Genomic DNA, 16,308 nt, shown 5'->3' with positions numbered 1-16,308 from the left:
CGGCGCAGCCGCCGAATGCGGGGCGAGTACGGTTTTTCCCGGTACATCCCGTTCGGCGACCCGGTCGCGGTGCGCGGCGCGGCCGAGTCCCGGCTGTTCCGCGCGGCGCGTGATATCCGGCGCCGGACGTAAGTGCGATCTGAAAGGACTCGTCCATGGCGATCGACACCGGCGGGAAATCCGCTACGCACAACAGCGGCATGCCGGGCTCGCGCAGACACAGACCGGTGGGGCGCGGCCTCGACTGGCTGGTCTTCGGAATCACCTCGATCGGATCGGTGGCCTTCGTACTGTGGGGGATCCTCGATCAGGACAGCCTGGCAACCTTCGCCTCGAGCGCCCAGTCCTGGGTCATCACCAATACGGGCTGGATGTTCGTCCTGGTCGCCACATCGTTCGTGGTCTATGTGATCTGGCTGGCGCTGAGCCGCTACGGCAAGATCCCGCTCGGCGCAGACGACGAACGACCGGAGTTCCGGACAGTTTCCTGGATCGCCATGATGTTCAGCGCCGGAATGGGGATCGGCCTCATGTTCTGGGGCGTCGCCGAGCCGCTGACCCATTTCACCTCCCCACCGCCGGGTACCGCCGAAGCCGGTAGCCCGCAGGCCGCCGAGGTCGCGATGGCCACCACGCTGTTCCACTGGACGCTGCATCCGTGGGCCATTTACGCCGTGGCCGGTCTCGCTATCGCCTACGGCACCTTCCGGCGCGGTCGTTCGCAGCTGTTCTCCTCGGTGTTCCGCCCGCTGCTCGGCCGGCACGCGGACGGCTGGGGCGGTAAGGCCATCGATATGATGGCGATCTTCGCGACCCTGTTCGGTTCGGCGGCCTCGCTCGGACTCGGGGCGTTGCAGATCGGCGCCGGACTAGAGTTCAACGGCTGGATAGATGCCGTGGGCAAACTCGGGCTGGTGGTGGTCATCGCCGTGCTCACCATCGCGTTCATCGTCTCGGCGGTATCAGGTGTCGCGCGCGGCATCCAGTGGCTGTCGAATATCAACATGGTGCTCGCGGTGATCTTGGCGGGTTTCGTCTTCCTCGCAGGACCCACCCTGTTCATGCTGAACTTCCTGCCCGCCGCGGTCGGTGACTACATCGCCGACCTGCCGACCATGGCTTCGCGCACCGGAATAGCCGGCGGCGAGGAGATGGAGACGTGGCTGTCGAGCTGGACGATCTTCTACTGGGCGTGGTGGATCTCGTGGACCCCCTTCGTCGGCATGTTCATCGCGCGGATCAGCCGGGGCCGCACCATCCGGCAATTCGTGGCCGGTGTTCTGCTGGTGCCCAGCCTGGTGAGCCTGGTGTGGTTCGTGATCTTCGGTGGTGCCGCCATCCGACAGCAGACCGATACCCACGACCTCACCGAGGCCGACGGCAGTGTGAACCCCGATTTCGCGCTGTTCCACCTGCTCGAGGAGTATCCGCTCACCGCGGTCACCACGGTGCTGGTGATGATCCTGGTAGGTATCTTCTTCGTCTCCGGCGCGGACGCGGCCTCGATCGTCATGGGCACCCTGTCGGAGCGGGGCAGTATCGAACCGTCCCGGCTCACCGTGATCTTCTGGGGTACGGCCACCGGCGCGGTCGCCGCGATCATGCTGGTGATCGCCGATTCCGATGATCTGAGCGGGGCGCTGACCGGTTTGCAGGCGCTGACCACGGTGGTGTCGCTGCCGTTCATGATCGTGATGGTGATGATGTGCGTCTCGCTCTACCGCGATGTGCGCAGCGATCCGATCATCGTGCGGGCGAACCTGGGCGTCGAACTGGTGGAGGGCGCGGTGCTACAGGGCGTGGCCAAGCACGAGGGCGAGTTCGAACTCGTTACCTCGCCCATCGAGATCGTGGACGGTGAGCCGGTCGACGGCGATCGCTGACGCGGTAGCGCCTGCGCTCAATCCGGCCCGAGCCGAGCCGGATTCAGCGCAGGCGGCCGCGATAATCCAGGCACGCCCGGCCGGGTACCGCCGGGTGCCGAGTACGAGGCGCGCTGTTCTGCGTGGCCTCGATGTAGATGCTCAGGCCGGTGCTGAGCTTGCCGGCCAGGACCTCGAGCTGATCGGGGGAGAGATCCTCGCCGAAGGCCGCCGCGGCGAGGAGTCGTTCCCGTACCTGTTCGAGATTGAGCCGGGCGAACGGGATGGGGGCGAGTTCGGGCATGCGGATAACCGTACCGGAATTCGAACATATTTTCGATAGATGTGTCACGGTGGGCCGGCGGGGAAGGTTTCCGGGCTCGGTCCGGTGAACGCGCCGGCCCGGGCGGCCATCGTGGCGGCCGCGGCCGCCCGCTCGGGCAGCAGGGGGTCCGGTGGGGTCCGCAGTAGCGCCAGCTGGTGGTAGACCGGCGCGGTGGCGGCGATCAGCACTGCCCGCGCGTCGACATCCGGTGTGAGTTCGCCACGGCGCACGGCTCGTTCGACGACGATCTCGGACTGGGCGTACCGGTTCTCCCATAATTGTCGCAGGGCCCGAGCGGCCTCGTCGGAGCGGAACGAGACCGCGATGAGCGCTGCCGCGATGGACGGCTCCTCGGTCAGCGAGTCCTGGATTTCCTGGTTGAGCGCCGCCAGGTCACCGTGCAGGCAGCCGGTGTCGCGGGGGTGCCAGTCGATATCGGCCGCCGCGGCGAAGATATCGGTGAGCAGGCCGCCGACATCGCGCCAGCGACGGTAGACCGTGGTGCGGTGCACCCCGGCGCGGGCGGCGACCGTGTCCACGGTGAGTGCGTCGTACCCGTGTTCGGTGAGTTCCGCGTGTACCGCTTCGAGTACCTGGGCGCGGATTCGCGCGGTCCGGCCACCCGGTCGTGGCGCCGGGGCGGCGATCTCGCTCGTGGGAGGTGAGGAAGTCATATCGGCGATCCGGTTGCTCGGTGGGACGGGCTGTGGCACCATGCTAATGCAACAGTAGTCGCACTAGTGAGGTAGCCGATGCTCATTCGAAGCGTTCACCCCTTCCTGCGGCCCCCCGGGGCCGCGTCGTACCCGAATGCTTCGGAGTGTGTCCATGCCAACTCAGCTCACCGCGCTCGCGGTCACCAAATCCTTTCTCGGCAGGTGTGTTCTCGATGAGGTGACCTGCTCGCTCGCCGCCGGTGAGCGCACCGGGATCATCGGCGAGAACGGATCGGGCAAATCCACCCTGCTGCGTCTGTTCGCCGGCCGGGAGCGGCCCGACCGCGGCGAGATCGTCGTCCACGCGGACGGCGGTATCGGGTACCTCGCCCAGGACGAACAGCTACCGGCCGATACCACCGTTCAGCAGGTCATCGACCGGGCCCTGCGCGAGCTGCGTGCGATCGAGAGCCGGATGCGCCGGCTCGAGGTCGGTATGGCGGCCGGCGACGAATCCGGGCTGGCCGAATACGGCGAGCTGACCACCGTTTTCGAATTACGCGGCGGCTACGATGCCGACGCCCGGGTCGAACGTGCGCTGCACGGACTGGGATTGGGCCTGGTCGCCCGCGACCGTACGGTCGGCGGGCTGTCCGGCGGAGAACAGGTCCGGCTGCGGCTCGCGGCGATACTGGCGGCCGGGTCCGAGGTACTGCTGCTGGACGAGCCCACCAATCACCTCGACGACGATGCCCTGACCTGGTTGGAAGACCATCTGCGCACCCGGCGCGGTACCACGGTGACGGTTTCCCACGACCGCGTGTTCCTCGAGCGGGTCGCGACCTCGCTGCTGGAGGTCGACGCGGACCGGCGCCGCGTCGTCCGGTACGGCAACGGCTACGCGGGGTTCCGTGCCGAGAAGGCCGCGGCGCGACAACGATGGGTACAGGCGCACGCGCAATGGCAGGCCGATACCGAACGGCTTCGCGAGACCGCCGCCACCACGGCCCGCCGGGTCGCTCCGGGCCGGGCGATGAAGGACAACAACAAGATGGCCTACGACCGGGCGGGCGGCCGGGTGCAGCAGTCGCTGGCCGGGCGCGTCCGCAATGCCGAGGAGCGGCTGCGCCGCCTGCTCGCCGATCCGGTGCCGCCACCACCGGAACCGCTGCGTTTCAGGCCGTCGCTGCGGGCCGGGCACGCGCACGGCACCGTGCTCGAGGCCACCGATATCGCGGTCGGTGGGCGGCTCGACCGGACGAGCGTCACTGTCGCCGTGGGAGACCGCCTACTGGTGACCGGACCGAACGGTGCCGGTAAGTCCACCCTGCTCCGGGTGCTGGCCGGTGCGCTCGCACCGGACGCCGGTACGGTCACCCACCGCGGCCGGGTCGGTTGTCTCGCGCAGGAACCGCCTCCGGCCCGGCCGGGGGAGACCCTGCTGGCCGCCTTCGCTCGCGGCCGAGCGGGGGAAAACGAACAGCACGCCGAACGATTGCTCGCCCTGGGCTTGTTCGACCGGTCCCGGCTCTCGACGCGTATCGAGAATCTGTCCACCGGACAGCGGCAGCGCCTGGTCCTGGCGCGGCTGGTAGTCGAACCCGTCGATGTGCTGCTGCTCGACGAGCCCACCAATCACCTCTCACCGGGCTTGGTCGAGGAGCTGGAAACCGCACTGGCCGACTATCCGGGCGCTGTCGTAATCGTCAGCCACGACCGCAGGCTGCGGGCGCGCTGGGACGGCGCCCACCTCGCCCTACGGACATCGGTAACCGTCTGACCGACCCCGATCGCCTACGCACCGAAGGAGTTCCGCTGTGCCCGAAGAACCCGGACCGCCGCCCACCGACCCGGCCGTGCTCCATCCGATGCCCGGGCAGCCGCGTGTGGTGCTGCTGAAACCGCTGCTCACCTCACCGCTGATCGAGGTAGGGGAGTTCTCCTATTACGACGACCCGGACGATCCCACCACGTTCGAAACCCGCAACGTGCTCTACCACTACGGCCCGGAGAAACTGATCATCGGGAAGTTCTGCGCGCTGGCTACCGGCGTGCGGTTCATCATGAACGGCGCCAACCATCGCCTGGACGGCCCCTCGACGTTCCCCTTCCCCACTATGGGCGGTGCATGGTCGCGGCATATCGACCTGCTCAGCGAGCTGCCGAACCGCGGCGACACCGTCGTCGGCAACGATGTCTGGTTCGGTAACGGCGCTACGGTCATGCCCGGAGTGCGGATCGGTAACGGCGCGATCATCGGCGCCGGCGCCGTAGTCACCCGCGATATCCCGGACTACGGGATCGTCGGCGGTAATCCGGCCCGCCTCATCCGGAACCGCTACGACGGATCCGAAATCGCCCGGCTGCTGGCCGTGGCCTGGTGGGACTGGCCTGTCGAGCACATCACCGAACATGTGCGCGTGATCATGTCGGGCAGTATCGCCGACCTCGAGGCCGCCGCCGCGACACTGAAATGAATGCAACCACCGTGCCTTCCCATCCCGCCCATATCGCGATGGTCGGTATCCCGACCCGGTCTGCCGATCGGGCTCTGGCCCTGATACCCCGGGCGCTGCCACCGCGTGCCGACCGGGTCGATACCGCAACAGTGACCTGTACGAGCCGTTGATCTGATCGAAGCCGTGCTGCGCTGATCTCCGCCCGGCCGCCGCGGCCCGCCGAGTCGCCGACCGGCTTCGCCGCTCACGTTCGCGCAGTGCCGGGGGTTCGGTCCCGGGCGAGTATCGGCGGGTACTGCCAGAATGGGGCCGTGTGCGGCGATATCCATTTCGGCTCCGAACCCGGGCGAACCGTGGGCGCGGTCGCCGAACTGCTGGGCCTCACGGTCCGCGCGCTGCACCACTGGGACGATATCGGGCTGGTCCGGCCGTCCGCGCGCTCCGCTGCCGGCTACCGCCTCTACACGGCGGCGGACCTGACCCGGCTCGAACGGGTTCTCGTGTACCGGAAGCTGGATCTACCGCTCGAGGAGATCGGGCGCCTCCTCGACACCCCCGCCACGGCCGCCGAATCGCTGCGGGAGCAACGGGAGCGCATCCGGGCCCGTACCGCCCGGCTGGAGCGGACAGCACAGTCGCTGGATCGGCTGCTCGAGGCCCGCGAGTCCGGGATCCTGCTGTCGGCCGAGCAGCAGATACGGCTGTTCGGGGAGCAGTGGCAGCCGTCCTGGGCCGGTGAGGCACGGGCGCGGTGGGGCGACACCGCGCAATGGGCGCAGTACGCCGAACGCGCCGCGAACCGCGACGCCGCGGACTGGCAGCGGATCGCCGAGGATGTCCGGGCGCTGGAGGTGGATCTCGCCGCGGCCCGTCGCGCAGGTGTACTCCCGGGGAGCGCCGCGGCCGACGCACTGGCCGAACGACACCGCGCGTCGATCGGTGTGTACTTCGACTGCACCGTCGAGATGCATGTCTGCCTCGGTCGCCGATACGTCGAGGACACACAGATGTGTGCCTACTACGACGGAATCGAGCCGGGTCTGGCCGGGTGGTTGCGCGCGGTCATCGAAGCGAACGCGCGTGCCCGAGGCGTCGATCCGGCGACGGCTACCTGGGAATGAGCCCGGTATGTCAGCCGATGACGGCGTTCATGATGGTGCCCGCGCTGGTCGCGATGACACCGCCGATCATGGCTCCGGCCACCATCTTCGGGGACTCCAGACCGCCACCGGACCATTTCTCCCAGGCGAACTTGCCGCCCGCGTAGATGATCGCGCAGATTCCGGCGAGCAACACGAACCAGGTGAGATACCTGACCAGTTGCAGGAATTTGTCCGAGATGGGGGGTGCTTCGGGGGTGGGATTACCGATTTGCGCAAGCGTATCGGTTACGGCGGCCAGTATCATCTCGCAGCTCACTCTTGTTTCGGGGTGGGCGGGAACGCTAACGCATCGTAACCGCTCGCCGGGTCGGGCGCAGTAATCCCAGGTCCGGGTAGGTGTTCGGGTCACCAGCGGTTATAGCGTGAAAGTCGCTGCGCGGCAAGAACTTGCGCTGTGCCGGTTCCGGTCTGGATGATGGAGGCGGGGCCGTGGGGCCCGGACAGCATCGGCGAGGGAGCAGACTGTGAGCAGCATCGCGGCGTCGGTTTTTGACGCAGTATCGGTATACGCACAGGTCAGTGACCCCACTCCGGAGCCGCCGCCCTTGGCGGACAAGATCGATCAGTTCCTCCGGTACGCTACCTGGCTGGCCATTCTGTCGGGCACGATCAGCATTATTGTCGCGGGTGCCAAATTCGCCTGGGAGAAGTGGTCGGGCGGCGGAATGGAGTCCCCGAAGATGGTGGCCGGAGCCATGATCGGCGGTGTCGTCGCGACCAGCGCGGGCACCATCATGAATACCGTCCTGTCCATCTGAGAGCGGCCGCGCCGCCCGCGTCCGCTATGATCCAGCTATCTCCGCGTATCCTGCTGGCAGTCCTTCCGACAGCGATGAGCAGGGAGAATGCCAATGCGCGAAGTGCCCGCCGTGGTGGGTTCGGACGCCGCGGGCCAACCGATGGCCGACCGGTCGCGGATAACCCGGCGTTCGCTGCTCGGCCTACTCGCGGTCACCGGCCTGACGGCTTGCGGGGGCGGCGAACCCGAGAGCCGGATCGAGCCGTCGGGCTCTCCCGCGTCGCGGCGCGAGGTGGCCACCGACGCGTATGTCTTCGGCTATCCGATGGTCCTCATCGATGCCATCCGCAATCGCGCCCTGGGCTCTGTTCCGGTCAACCGCTTCCAGCACAGCTCGGGAATACCCGACGCCGGTCAGCGCACCGTCGTCCGGGTCGACCTGGACAATCTGTACTCGGTGGCGTGGCTGGATCTGCGCAAGGAGCCGGTGCTCTTCGCGGTGCCCGAGATCCAGGACCGGCGCTGGGTGATGCAGGTGATCGACGCGTGGTCCAATACAGCGCATACGCCGCGTAACCGGCAGCCGCAGGTCCCGCCCGACGAGACACCGCCGTACACCTATGCGGTGACCGGTCCCGGATGGAGTGGCACACTGCCGCCCGGCGTGGTGGAACTACCGGTCACCACGTCCGACGCCTGGCTGTACGGACGGATCGAGGTGCGGGGATCGGCGGATGTGCCGGCGGTACGCGCAATCCAGGCTCAGCTGCGGCTCGCTCCGTTGAGCGCGTGGAACACGCGTGCGGCCACCGAATCCGGATCCATTCCGGATCCGGGGGACTGGTCGGAATCGGTGGGGCAGGGCCCGGTCGCGCAGATGTCGGCTCGCGCGTTCTTCGAGCGCCTGTGTGAGCTGATGGTGGACAACCCGCCCACCCCCGCGGACGAACCCGCCATGCGGCGGTTCGGCACGATCGGGATTCGCCCCGGAGGCTTGCCCGAGGGGGTGAGCACCGGTGAACTCGATGCGGGCGTCGATGCGGCGAAGAAGAAGATGGCCGCCTATGTCGACCCCGGCAGCGTCCGGCGCGACGGCTGGGTGCTGGATATGGGGGTCGGCCGGTACGGCACCAACTACTTGTTGCGCGCCTCGACTGCTGAACAGGGACTCGGAGCGAACCTGCCCGAGGCGGTGGTGTATCCGGCGCTGTTCGAGCAGGCCGACGATGACGGTGTGCCACTGGAGTTCACGCTGCGGTTCCCGCCGGGGCAAGCGCCGCCGGCCGAGACTTTCTGGTCGCTCACCGCTTACGGAGCCGAAGGCTATCTCGTGCAGAACCCAGCGGGTATCCAGACTGTGGGCCATACGGCGGCGCCGGAATTCGCGGCCGACGGAGCACTGGAGATCGCGGTCCAGGCCACGGATCCCGGTTCGCGGGTGCCGCGATCCAATTGGTTGCCCATCCCGGAACAGGGCCAATTCTCCCTGATTCTGCGAGTGTACGATCCGGAGCCGCGGGTGCTGGACGGCAGGTGGTTTCCACCACCGTTGGTGCCGTAGCCGGGTCGCCGGGTACACCGGCCGGACCGGGAGCGAGCTCGCGCCGGGGATCAGATATTGGCGCCCTTGGTGCGATTACAGCCCCGGCACAGGATCTGCAGGTTCGCCGCGCTGGTGGCGCCACCGCGGCTGAGCGGGATCACGTGATCGAACTCCAGATAGTGGCTGTCGCCGCATTCCACGCAGCGGCCACCGTCGCGCTGCCACACCTCCGCCTTCACTTCCTGGGAGATGCTGCGCGAATCACGCTGGCCCGGCGCCAGGACGAGACGTTTGGCGATGCGCAGCGCTCCCTCCAGCGCGGCCGCGAGGTATTGCGGATCGGCGACGGCGAAGATCGCGCCGCCGCGCGCCGAGGTGGCCGCGACCACCACGGCATCGTGTTCGGCGGCCACCGAGACGATCCGGGACCACGGCAACTCGACCCCGGCGCCCGCACCCACGAAACGCAACTTCTTGGTACTCACGATCAACCGGCCGTCGGTGTGTTTGGGTCCGCGGGCCAGTTCTCGGATATGGGTGGCGGCGATATCCAGGTAGACCAGTTCCTCGGCGTCCAGATGGAGATCCGGGGTGGCGATCGCGGGTAGATCGCCTTCCCGGAGGCGGGACAGCGCGCGACCCCGCCCCATCCGTGAGCGCAGCTCGTCGATCAGCGGACCGGACAGTCCGAGATCGGTGATCGCGTACTCCACATCGTCGTATTCCTCGGCCGAGATCTGCCCGTCGGCGAAGGCGAACGCCACTCGCCGTTCCACGTACTGCAGCGCCGCCGGTTCCAGTGCGGCACGGGCCGCGGCCGCGTCGATGCGCTGGTAGCGCAGGGAGGCCCACAATTCCTCCCATTCCGGGCCGCGCGGCCCGGCCGAAGTGAGCACCCGGGCGGCCCTGGTGTGCCAGTGGATCAGGAATTCCTCGGTCTCGACGGCACAGGACGAACACGGCTGATGCCCGCCGAAGACTCGGCGACGCCGCCGTGCGCCGCAGCGCTCGCACTCGTGGGCGTGCGGCCGGGTGACCGGCCGCCGGTCGGCGGTCCAGCGCTCGCCGTCCCACCAGCGCAACCGCACCGGATCCTCGGGGTCGCGATACCAGTCGGCGCGGGCGGGATCCGGGGGTGCGGGAAGTCGCACCTGTTCGGTGGGGGCGGACCGGTGCAGGCTCACTGTGCCGGCGAGCTGCCGGGTGGGCTGCGGATCGGTGAAGCGGTCCCAGGGCGCGGCGGGAGCCGCGGTGGTAGAGGTCTCGTCGAGCCGGTAGTGGGCGTTGCCGGGATGCGCTCCGGATGGGGTGCGGGTCGCGCCGTTCGGGAGTACCGCGGTCCGGTCCGGGGTGTCGCGGGAGACCGGGATCGGGTTCGCGGGACGGTGCGAATCTTCGGTCGCGTCGGGGCCGCCCCCGGCGCCGGCCGGCCGGTCGAGGACCGCGGTCCGCAGGTCCGCGATCCCGGCCGATGGCCGTCCAGGCCTGTCCGCAGGCTCCTCGGCCGGGGCTCGCGACGAACTCTTGTCGCGATCGGAGCCGCGGTGCGCCGGTGGGGCCACCGGCCGTCCCGCGGCCGGGCCCTCGTCGACCTGGATACCGAACTCGGTCACCAGACCGGCCATCCCGGAGGCCCAGCCCTGGCCGACGGCCCGGAACCGCCAGCCGCCGTCGCGGCGGTAGAACTCGCCGAACATCATGGCCGACACCGATTCCGCGTCGTCGAGGGCGAACACGGCGACCGGACCGTCGACCGCGAATACGGTGAGCGTGAGCCCGTGCAGGTCGGGGAAGGTCGCGTCCTCCAGCGAACCCGACACCACGATGCGGTCCACCTCGGCCTCGGTACGCGGTAGCGAAACGCTCAGCCGTGCCGTGCCCGGATCCGGGTCTTGATCGAGAGTGACGGCCTGGGAGATGTGGCGGGGTGCGTTGTAGAAGACCAGATCCCGATCGCCGCGCACCGACCCGTCGCTGCCCAGCAGCAGCGCGTGCGCGTCCACCATATGGTCCGACCGCCAGGAGATCACCACGGCCAGAAGGGATGTCGGTATCGGCGTATTGGCACCCTTGCTCAGTTCCATCGTCGTCGAACTATGCCATGTGGGGCCGACACGCCCGCAGGTGTGCAGGTCGCGCCGGTTTCCGGGAGGGATGCGGCAGAGTTGTGCCATGATGCGATACCTCCGCCTTCGCTGCGGCCTCCGCGGACCGCATGTACACGCCTCGAAGAAGGCGTCGTGATGGGATACCTCCGCCTTCGCTGCGGCCTCCGCGGATCGCATGCACACGCCTCGAAGAAGGCCTCGTGATGCGATACCTCCGCCTTCGCTGCGGCCTCCGCGGATCGCATGCACACGCCTCGAAGAAGGCCTCGTGATGCGATACCTCCGCCTTCGCTGCGGCCTCCGCGGACCGCATGTACACGCCTCGAAGAAGGCCTCGTGACCGATTCGGGGCAGTCGGGGGAGAAGAGGCCGGGAGCCCGGCGGGTGCCCACACCCGCCGATGTCCTCGCGGCCGCGCAGTCGGCGGTGGATGCCGCGCAGTCGGCGGCCGGTCAAGCCCTCGAAGCCGCCCACCTGACCGCCGGGCAGGCCTTCGACGCGGCGGTACGGCTGCCACCGGCCTCGGCGCAGCTCGCGGCGCAACTGCCCGATGTGCTGGACAACCTGTCCACCGCCGTCGACCGGCTCAACGCCACCATCGACCGGCTCGACCGCACCCTGGCCCTCGCCGACCCCGCGTTCGCCGCCTACGACCGGCTGCTGCCGCGGCTGGAGGCGTTGATCGCGCTGGGTGAGGATCTGTTCGGCGCGCTGTCGCGGTTGCCCGGTGTGGGCCGGCTCGGCCGGATGACCGGTCTCACCGCGCCCGAAGCCCCAAAACCGGAATCCGAACCGAAGAAGCGGCCCCGGCGGAGGTCCTGAGTCGTCAGGCCGTATCGAGCGCCCGGCCGTTGAAGGGGGCGTCGTGGTCGGTACGATCGTGCGCCGGCCGGACCCGGACCTCCTCGTCCTCGAAGGTTATCTGCGCGTTCTTGTTCGCGCTGAGCAGGATCAGCACCAGCTGATCGACGATCCGTTCGGCGGTCTCCCCGCTGGGATAGCGGCCCAGCACCCGGATACTGGGGCCGACGGTACCGCTGCCCCGGTCGTAGTCCCATTGCCCGCTGCCCGTCGCCACCGCCAGCCGGGCCACGACCTCGACGGCGCCCGCACCGTCGTGTGGACCGCGTTCCCGCACCGTTTCGGTGCCGATCTCGATGATCTGGTCGGCCCGAAGCCAGTCCCCACCATGTGTTTTCACCCAGAGCTGTGCCATCGCTCCATTGTCGCGCTGTTCGCGGGATCGGGTCGCTCGTTTCTCGTGGGCCGCAGTACTTCTCGCCCGGCTGCGGTTCTCACCCGGCTGCCGGGACCTCGAAGGCCGTCGCGGCGGCACCGGCCGGTTCCGTGGCCAGTGCCCGGTACACCGCGGCGGCCTTGAGCAGCATCTCCTCGTATTCGGCCTCGGCCACCGAATCCAGCACGATCGCACCGCCGGCGCCGATCTGCCAGGCCCCGCCATAGCGCACCGCGGTGCGGATGACGATATTGAGGTCGGCGGTGCCGCCGAGGCCGAGAAATCCGATCGTCCCCGAGTACACCCCGCGGGCCCGGGTCTCGAGCGCGTCGATGAGCTGCATGGTCCGGATCTTGGGCGCCCCCGTCATGGATCCCCCGGGGAAACAGGCGCGTAGGCAATCGACGACACCGATATCCGCGCGCAGCGTGCCACGTACGGTCGAGACCAGCTGGTGCAGGGTCGAATAGGTTTCGGTGGCCAGCAGTTCGCGCACCCGCACGCTGCCGATCTCGCAGACCCGGCCCAGATCGTTGCGCAGCAGATCCACGATCATCACGTTCTCGGCCCGCGTCTTCGGGTCCTCGGTGAGGGCGCGGCGCAGCCGGTCGTCCACGATCGGATCGGGATCGCGGCGGGCGGTGCCCTTGATCGGTTTGGTCTCGACGACGCGGTTCCGGTCGATCTTGAGGAAGCGTTCGGGCGAGGAGCAGGCGATCTCGAGATCATCGAACCGCAGGTAGGCCGAATAGGGGGCGGGATTGGCCCGGCGCAGTGTCCGGTACACGTCGAGTCCGCCCGTGACGGCGGGAAAGGTGAGCTGGTCGGTGAGGGTGATCTCGTAGGATTCGCCGGCCCGCAGCGCGCCGCGGCAGCCGGCGATATCGCGTAGATAGCGCGCCCGCCCGCGAACCAGGTGTTCCTCCAGGCCGGTGGTGTCCTGTGCGCCCGTGATCGAGAGTGGATTCGACCAGGTGGGCAACGTCTCCAGGATCGCCGCGGTGGTGCGCAGCCAGGCGCGGGCCGTGCCACCGCCGGATTCTCCGGCCAGCGCCAGCAGATGCGTGCGTCCGGCGAGATGGTCCACCACCACCATCCGGTCGGCGAAGACCCACTGCGCGTCGGGTGCCGGGGCCCGGTGCGCGGCGGACCCACCGCAATCGGCCTTCACCTCGTAACCCAGGTATCCGACGTAGCCGCCCGCGAAATCGAAGGGCAGGGCCTCCGGCAGCGCGACGTATCGCGTCCGCAGGGCTTCGGCCAGGTAGTCCAGGATCGTGCCCGGTTCCTCACGGACCCCTCCGTCGCGCGTGTGCACGCTGACCGCGCCGCTGCCGACCCGGTAGCGCACCACCTCGGCCAGCGGCCCGGAGGCGTCGCCGAGGAAGGAGAATCGGTCCAGCCCCGGTTCCACATGCTCGCTGTCGAGCCAGAAAGCGGTCGTCGAGGCACCGTACAGCCGCAGGAAAGCCGCTTCGGTGTCCACGGCCCGCTCGAGAACGTGGTGCTGGAGGGTCACGGAGGAAGACATCGTGGTCCGAACCCTACGCCGCGGCCGGGTATCGAACTGTTGTCGGTTGCCTGCAGTTCGTCCGGATTGGTGGGGCACAATATCGGGCATGTCTGTTGCGCAGCCGGTAGGCGTGGATCGTGAACACGTCGACTTCACCGTGGTCGGAAACTGGATGGACGAGCGGGGGCTCACCGGCGGTGAGTTCCAGGAGGTGAAGGCGCTCGGCGGCGGAACGCAGAACATCATGCTGCGTTTCACCCGGGGCGGGCGCGACTACGTGCTGCGCCGCGGCCCGGCGCATCTGCGGCCCAAGAGCAACGAGGTGATCCGCCGTGAGGCGCGGCTGCTGGGAGCGCTGGCCGATACCGACGTCCGCGCCCCGCGGGTGATCGCCGCCGAACCCGACGAGTCGGTATTGGGCGCGGTCTTCTACCTGATGGAGCCGATCGAGGGTTTCAACCCGCAGACCGAACTGCCCGCGCCCTTCGCCGAGGACGCGGCGGCGCGGCGGCAGATGGGACTGTCCGCGGTCGAGGCCATCGCGCGGCTCGGCGCGCTGGACTACCGGGCGCTGGGCCTGGACGACTACGGCAAGCCGGAGGGGTTCCTGGAACGCCAGGTCGGCCGCTGGATGCACGAACTCGAGTCGTATTCGGTGAACGAGGGATATCCCGGCCCGCAGATCCCCGGCCTGGAAGCGGTGGCGGATTGGCTGGAGCGGCACCGGCCGGCTGAATGGACCCCCGGCATCCTGCACGGTGACTGCCATCTCGCGAACATCATGTTCTCCTACGAGCGGCCCGAGGTCGCGGCCCTGGTCGACTGGGAGATGTCGACCATCGGCGATCCGCTGCTGGATCTGGGCTGGCAGATCGCGACCAGGCCGGAACCGGGTACCTCCGGTGCGGCACTGATCGGCAAACTCGGCGAGGCCGGATCGTTGCCGACGAGTGCGGAGATGATCGAGCACTACGGCAAGTTCTCCGACCGCGACCTGAGCGCGGTCACCTGGTACACCGTGCTGGCCTGTTTCAAGCTCGGCATCGTGCTGGAGGGCACCTACGCGCGGTCCTTCGCGGGTAAGGCGCCGAAGAAGGTCGGCGATTTCCTGCACGCGAACACGCTGGAACTGTTCGCGCAGGCGCGCGGACTCCTGGAGTGAGAACAGGTTTCATTATTTCGACCGGCTCCCGGCGGGTTCCGCGTCCACGGACGTGAGCCCGGGCCGCATCGGCCGGTAACCCGCCGTCGGACGGCCTTCGGGAGTATCGGCGGTGGAAGTGGACGATTCGGAAGCTCTCCGGGACCCGGCCGGTGGTGGTTTTCCACCGTCGGCCGCGCTGGAATGGTCGGTCGACCAGTTCTCGCGGGAAAATCTTCTCCGAACCACTAGAACGTGTTCCAGTTCGTATCGTACTGTGGAGGCTGTCACATGAAAGCCCGCGCATGCGAGAGGTCGGACACGAATGAAGACGAAGGGCGCGATCCTGTGGGGGATCGACGAACCGTGGTCGGTCGAGGAAATCGAACTCGGTGATCCCCGCGCCGGTGAGGTACAGATCCAGCTGGAAACCGCCGGGATGTGCCATTCGGACCACCACATGGTCACCGGCGCCACTCCGATGCCGTCGTTCCCGGCCATGGGCGGCCACGAGGGCGCGGGCGTCATCACCAAACTGGGCGCCAATACGCCGCCCGATCTCGCCGTCGGCGATCACGTGGTGCTGTCGTTCATCCCCGCCTGCGGCCGCTGTCCGGCCTGTGTGTCGGGGCATATGGCCCTGTGCGATCTCGGTATGGGCCTGCTGTCCGGGCAGTCCATCAGCGACGGCAGCTACCGCATCCAGGCCCGCGGCAAGGATGTCATCCCGATGTGCCTGCTCGGGACGTTCTCGCCGTATATGACGGTGCACCACAGTTCGGTGGTCAAGATCGACCCCGAGATCCCGTTCGAGGTCGCCTGCCTGGTCGGTTGCGGTGTGCCCACCGGTTTCGGCTCGTCCACCCATGTCGGCAATGTGGTGCCCGGGGATACGGCGGCGATCGTCGGAATCGGCGGCGTCGGGATGAGCGCCCTGCAGGGTGCGGTGCTCGCCGGTGCGCAGAAGGTCGTCGCGATCGACCCGAACCCGTGGAAGCTGGAGCAGGCCAAGAAGTTCGGCGCCACCCACACCTACAGCAGCATGGCCGAGGCCATCGTTCCGCTCATGGAGGCCACCGAGGGGCGGATGGCCGACAAGGTGATCCTCACCATGGGTGAGATGCAGGGTGAGTACATCGAAGAGGGACTGATCCTCACCGCGAAGGCCGGAACTCTGGTCGTCACCTCGATGGGCCGGATGGACTCCTTCGACGTGAAGTTGAACAGCTTCCTGCTTTCCATGTTGCAGAAGACGGTCAAGGGCTGCATCTTCGGCGGCGGCAACGCCCGCCAGGACATTCCGCGGCTGCTCTCGCTGTACAAGGCGGGCCAGCTGAACCTGGACGATATGGTCACCCGCAGCTATTCCCTGGAGGATGTGAACCAGGGCTACAAGGACATGCTCGACGGCAAGAACATCCGCGGCATCATCAAGTACACGGACGCGGATCGCTGATATCGCCCCGCCGGTCCGACCGGCGGACGCGCGGTGCGCCCCCGGTGGGCCGGACACCTCCCGGCCCACCGGCCCGCTCGGTGGTGCTCGATTTCCACCGAGCCGC

General features: G+C 68.3%; 15 protein-coding genes. 9 read left to right on the top strand and 6 right to left on the bottom strand.

Features of this window, described 5'->3' with window-relative positions; genetic code table 11:
* The first annotated feature begins 200 nt into the window (after nt 1-200).
* Nucleotides 201-1,883 (top strand): BCCT family transporter, encoded by a 1,683-nt coding sequence (locus IEY68_RS10410; protein ID WP_229718723.1) that lies wholly within the window; start codon nt 201-203, stop codon nt 1,881-1,883.
* Nucleotides 1,884-1,926: 43 nt separating this feature from the next.
* Here IEY68_RS10410 and IEY68_RS10405 read toward each other — a convergent pair whose 3' ends face one another.
* Both IEY68_RS10405 and IEY68_RS10400 read right to left on the bottom strand, forming a co-directional pair.
* On the bottom strand, nt 1,927-2,166 hold the full coding sequence (locus tag IEY68_RS10405) for a DUF6374 family protein (protein WP_058855243.1): 240 nt from the start codon (nt 2,164-2,166) through the stop codon (nt 1,927-1,929).
* 44 nt (nt 2,167-2,210) lie between these two features.
* On the bottom strand, nt 2,211-2,861 hold the full coding sequence (locus tag IEY68_RS10400) for a TetR/AcrR family transcriptional regulator (RefSeq protein ID WP_058855272.1): 651 nt from the start codon (nt 2,859-2,861) through the stop codon (nt 2,211-2,213).
* 154 nt (nt 2,862-3,015) lie between these two features.
* Here IEY68_RS10400 and abc-f point away from each other — a divergent pair, with 154 nt between their 5' ends.
* From abc-f to IEY68_RS10385, 3 genes are all read left to right on the top strand, one after another.
* Nucleotides 3,016-4,623: a ribosomal protection-like ABC-F family protein gene (gene abc-f / locus IEY68_RS10395; RefSeq protein WP_063916313.1), complete on the top strand. Its 1,608-nt coding sequence runs from the start codon at nt 3,016-3,018 to the stop codon at nt 4,621-4,623.
* Nucleotides 4,624-4,711: 88 nt separating this feature from the next.
* The gene (locus IEY68_RS10390) at nt 4,712-5,320 is read left to right on the top strand and encodes a CatB-related O-acetyltransferase (RefSeq protein WP_058855271.1); all 609 of its coding nucleotides are present in this window, start codon (nt 4,712-4,714) and stop codon (nt 5,318-5,320) included.
* 293 nt (nt 5,321-5,613) lie between these two features.
* Nucleotides 5,614-6,423 (top strand): MerR family transcriptional regulator, encoded by an 810-nt coding sequence (locus IEY68_RS10385; protein WP_199804946.1) that lies wholly within the window; start codon nt 5,614-5,616, stop codon nt 6,421-6,423.
* A gap of 10 nt (nt 6,424-6,433) precedes the next feature.
* On the opposite strand, the gene IEY68_RS10380 is transcribed toward IEY68_RS10385, so the two are convergent.
* Complete coding sequence (locus IEY68_RS10380) at nt 6,434-6,709, bottom strand: hypothetical protein (RefSeq protein WP_030524066.1); 276 nt, start codon at nt 6,707-6,709, stop codon at nt 6,434-6,436.
* A 220-nt stretch (nt 6,710-6,929) separates the two neighbouring features.
* On the opposite strand from IEY68_RS10380, the gene IEY68_RS10375 reads away from it, so the two are divergent.
* Together IEY68_RS10375 and IEY68_RS10370 are read left to right on the top strand one after the other, a co-directional pair.
* Entirely contained in the window at nt 6,930-7,223 is a 294-nt protein-coding gene (locus IEY68_RS10375; RefSeq protein WP_058855241.1) for a hypothetical protein, read from the top strand.
* A gap of 93 nt (nt 7,224-7,316) precedes the next feature.
* Nucleotides 7,317-8,765, top strand: a complete 1,449-nt coding sequence (locus IEY68_RS10370) for a DUF1254 domain-containing protein (RefSeq protein ID WP_229718698.1) — start codon at nt 7,317-7,319, stop codon at nt 8,763-8,765.
* A gap of 50 nt (nt 8,766-8,815) precedes the next feature.
* Here IEY68_RS10370 and IEY68_RS10365 read toward each other — a convergent pair whose 3' ends face one another.
* Nucleotides 8,816-10,831, bottom strand: coding sequence for a TerD family protein (locus IEY68_RS10365; protein ID WP_058855240.1), 2,016 nt, complete (start codon nt 10,829-10,831; stop codon nt 8,816-8,818).
* 360 nt (nt 10,832-11,191) lie between these two features.
* Between IEY68_RS10365 and IEY68_RS10360 the strand changes: the two genes are divergently transcribed.
* Nucleotides 11,192-11,677 carry a hypothetical protein gene (locus IEY68_RS10360; RefSeq protein WP_062998592.1) on the top strand — a complete coding sequence of 162 codons (486 nt, stop codon included), beginning with the start codon at nt 11,192-11,194 and terminating at the stop codon, nt 11,675-11,677.
* Nucleotides 11,678-11,681: 4 nt separating this feature from the next.
* Here the strand turns inward: IEY68_RS10360 and IEY68_RS10355 are convergent, their stop codons facing one another.
* Nucleotides 11,682-12,071, bottom strand: coding sequence for a hypothetical protein (locus tag IEY68_RS10355; RefSeq protein ID WP_058852969.1), 390 nt, complete (start codon nt 12,069-12,071; stop codon nt 11,682-11,684).
* A gap of 79 nt (nt 12,072-12,150) precedes the next feature.
* Entirely contained in the window at nt 12,151-13,623 is a 1,473-nt protein-coding gene (gene pabB / locus IEY68_RS10350) for an aminodeoxychorismate synthase component I (RefSeq protein WP_229718697.1), read from the bottom strand.
* Nucleotides 13,624-13,711: 88 nt separating this feature from the next.
* Between pabB and IEY68_RS10345 the strand changes: the two genes are divergently transcribed.
* Both IEY68_RS10345 and IEY68_RS10340 read left to right on the top strand, forming a co-directional pair.
* The gene (locus IEY68_RS10345; protein ID WP_058852968.1) at nt 13,712-14,767 is read left to right on the top strand and encodes a phosphotransferase family protein; all 1,056 of its coding nucleotides are present in this window, start codon (nt 13,712-13,714) and stop codon (nt 14,765-14,767) included.
* A 304-nt stretch (nt 14,768-15,071) separates the two neighbouring features.
* The gene (locus IEY68_RS10340) at nt 15,072-16,202 is read left to right on the top strand and encodes an NDMA-dependent alcohol dehydrogenase (RefSeq protein ID WP_058852967.1); all 1,131 of its coding nucleotides are present in this window, start codon (nt 15,072-15,074) and stop codon (nt 16,200-16,202) included.
* Nucleotides 16,203-16,308: the final 106 nt, after the last annotated feature.

The organism is Nocardia jinanensis, assembly GCF_014645735.1.
Classification (GTDB): Bacteria; Actinomycetota; Actinomycetes; order Mycobacteriales; family Mycobacteriaceae; genus Nocardia; species Nocardia jinanensis.
This window is presented reverse-complemented; position numbering and strand designations above follow the sequence as displayed.

Bases quoted from the DNA above. Each gene is read 5' to 3' on its own strand.
- IEY68_RS10410 (WP_229718723.1), top strand. From the start codon at position 201: ATGCCGGGCTCGCGCAGACACAGACCGGTGGGGCGCGGCCTCGACTGG.
- IEY68_RS10405 (WP_058855243.1), bottom strand. From the start codon at position 2,166: ATGCCCGAACTCGCCCCCATCCCGTTCGCCCGGCTCAATCTCGAACAG.
- IEY68_RS10400 (WP_058855272.1), bottom strand. From the start codon at position 2,861: ATGACTTCCTCACCTCCCACGAGCGAGATCGCCGCCCCGGCGCCACGA.
- abc-f (WP_063916313.1), top strand. From the start codon at position 3,016: ATGCCAACTCAGCTCACCGCGCTCGCGGTCACCAAATCCTTTCTCGGC.
- IEY68_RS10390 (WP_058855271.1), top strand. From the start codon at position 4,712: ATGCCCGGGCAGCCGCGTGTGGTGCTGCTGAAACCGCTGCTCACCTCA.
- IEY68_RS10380 (WP_030524066.1), bottom strand. From the start codon at position 6,709: ATGATACTGGCCGCCGTAACCGATACGCTTGCGCAAATCGGTAATCCC.
- IEY68_RS10370 (WP_229718698.1), top strand. From the start codon at position 7,317: ATGCGCGAAGTGCCCGCCGTGGTGGGTTCGGACGCCGCGGGCCAACCG.
- IEY68_RS10365 (WP_058855240.1), bottom strand. From the start codon at position 10,831: ATGGAACTGAGCAAGGGTGCCAATACGCCGATACCGACATCCCTTCTG.
- IEY68_RS10355 (WP_058852969.1), bottom strand. From the start codon at position 12,071: ATGGCACAGCTCTGGGTGAAAACACATGGTGGGGACTGGCTTCGGGCC.
- pabB (WP_229718697.1), bottom strand. From the start codon at position 13,623: ATGTCTTCCTCCGTGACCCTCCAGCACCACGTTCTCGAGCGGGCCGTG.
- IEY68_RS10345 (WP_058852968.1), top strand. From the start codon at position 13,712: ATGTCTGTTGCGCAGCCGGTAGGCGTGGATCGTGAACACGTCGACTTC.
- IEY68_RS10340 (WP_058852967.1), top strand. From the start codon at position 15,072: ATGAAGACGAAGGGCGCGATCCTGTGGGGGATCGACGAACCGTGGTCG.